Consider the following 1,559-nt stretch of genomic DNA (forward strand, 5'->3'; position numbering starts at 1 on the left):
CGCGCGCGCTGGCCGCCTGCGGCCTGCTGCCCCCCGGCGGCACGGCAACCGACACCGCGCAGACCTGACAGGAAGGGAAGGCAAGATGCAGGACCCGATCCGCGGCGCCATGCCACTGAACGAGCTGCCCGAGGCGCCGGAGGCCGAGCCCCGGCGCACGGGCGGCGTCGGCGACCTCAACGCCGTCTACGACATCCCCGTGCAGGTCTCGGCCGTGCTCGGCCGCGCCACCATGCAGGTCAGCCAGCTGCTGAAGCTCGGCCGCGGCGCGGTGGTGGAGCTGGACCGCAAGCTGGGCGAGGCGGTGGACATCTACGTCAACAACCGCCTGGTCGCGCGCGGCGAGGTGGTGATGGTGGGCGAGAACCGCCTCGGCGTCACCATGACCGAGATCGTCAAGACCGACCGGGTGGGCTGAGCCATGCCCCGGGTGCTGATCGTCGGCACGCTGGCCGCCGAGCTGGGCCAGGCCGCCCGCATGGCGCAGGCGCGCGGCGCCAGGGTCGCGCAGGTGGAGGGGGTGACCGCCGCCCTCGCCCGGCTGCGCGCCGAGGGCGCCGATGTGGTGCTGTGCGAGCTGCACCACGATATCGGCTGGCTGGTGCGCGCCATGGCCGGCGAGCGCATCGCCTGCCCGCTGATCGCCTGCGGCCCGGAGACCGACCCGCAGGCGGCGCTGCGCGCCATCCGCGCCGGCGCCCGCGACTTCCTCCCCCTGCCGCCGGATGCCGATCTGATCGCCGCCATGCTGCAGGCCGCCGCCGGCGAGAGCGCCGAGGACACGCCGCCCACGGCGCGCGACCCGGCCATGGCGGCGCTGTTCGCCCGCGCCGACCAGGTGGCGCGCGCCGAGGCCTCGGTGCTGATCACCGGCGAGAGCGGCACCGGCAAGGAGCTGATGGCGCGTCGCGTCCACGCCGCCTCGCGCCGCGCGGGCGGCCCCTTCGTCGCGCTGAACTGCGCGGCGCTGCCTGAGAGCCTGCTGGAGAGCGAGCTGTTCGGCCATGAGAAGGGCGCCTTCTCCGGCGCCGTCGCCGCACGGAAAGGAAAATTCGAGCAGGCCGAGGGCGGCACGCTGCTGCTCGACGAGATCGGCGAGATGGACCTCCGCCTGCAGGCCAAGCTGCTGCGCGCCATCCAGGAGCGCGAGATCGACCGGCTGGGCGGCACCCGCCCGGTGAAGGTCGATGTGCGCATCCTGGCCGCCACCAACCGCGACCTGGGCGCCGAGGCGCGCGCCGGGCGGTTCCGTGAGGATCTGTATTTCCGGCTCGACGTGGTGCGGCTGCACATCCCGCCGCTGCGCGAGCGGCGCGGCGACATCCTGCCGCTGGCCGACCTGTTCGCCGCCCGCTTCGCCGAGATCAACGGCCTGCCGCGCCGGCCGCTCTCGGCCGAGGCGCGGCGGGCGCTGCTGGCGCATGACTGGCCGGGCAATGTGCGCGAGCTGGAGAACGCCCTGCACCGCGCCGTGCTGATGGCCGGTGGCGAGGAGATCGGCGCCGCGGCGATCGAGCTGCGCCGCGCCCCGCCCGCCGCCCAGCCCGCTGAAAGCCCCG

Annotated in this window: 2 protein-coding genes; both read left to right on the forward strand. The window is 75.1% G+C overall.

Annotated elements, in window-relative coordinates; genetic code table 11:
- Positions 1-85: 85 nt before the first annotated feature.
- Complete coding sequence (gene fliN / locus HMPREF0731_RS19205; protein ID WP_007005875.1) at positions 86-418, forward strand: flagellar motor switch protein FliN; 333 nt, start codon at positions 86-88, stop codon at positions 416-418.
- Between the two features lie 3 nt (positions 419-421).
- On the forward strand, positions 422-1,559 hold a 1,138-nt coding region (locus tag HMPREF0731_RS19210; RefSeq protein ID WP_007005876.1), incomplete at its 3' end, for a sigma-54-dependent transcriptional regulator.

The sequence above is a fragment of the Pseudoroseomonas cervicalis ATCC 49957 genome, assembly GCF_000164635.1.
In the GTDB taxonomy this organism is placed as follows: Bacteria; Pseudomonadota; Alphaproteobacteria; order Acetobacterales; family Acetobacteraceae; genus Pseudoroseomonas; species Pseudoroseomonas cervicalis.

Bases quoted from the DNA above. Each gene is read 5' to 3' on its own strand.
- fliN (WP_007005875.1), top strand. From the start codon at position 86: ATGCAGGACCCGATCCGCGGCGCCATGCCACTGAACGAGCTGCCCGAG.